Genomic DNA, 249 nt, shown 5'->3' with positions numbered 1-249 from the left:
CCAAGGAGATACCAGCAAAGACGGTCTTTTTACCCTGAGCACAGCGGAATGAATCGGCTCTTGTGATGTCGCACCCGCCATGACGGTTAATGAAACCTATCACACCAAACTATCCAAACAGAGCATAGACCAATTACTCGATCAATTAACACAGGCAGAAACCGAATCCTTAGCAACAGATATATTGTCGTTAACGCAGAATACGTCTTCCGCAAATAATGAGCCCTTAGCAAATGGACAGCCGTTAGC

Annotated in this window: 1 protein-coding gene; it reads left to right on the top strand. The window is 45.4% G+C overall.

From position 1 onward, the window contains the following. Nucleotides 1-52 precede the first annotated feature (52 nt). Nucleotides 53-249, top strand: a 197-nt coding sequence (locus tag JFU56_RS23355) for an NAD(P)H-dependent oxidoreductase subunit E (RefSeq protein ID WP_374221067.1), incomplete at its 3' end; no start/stop codon positions are given.

The sequence above is a fragment of the Moritella sp. F3 genome (assembly GCF_015082335.1).
GTDB lineage: Bacteria > Pseudomonadota > Gammaproteobacteria > Enterobacterales > Moritellaceae > Moritella.
This window is presented reverse-complemented; position numbering and strand designations above follow the sequence as displayed.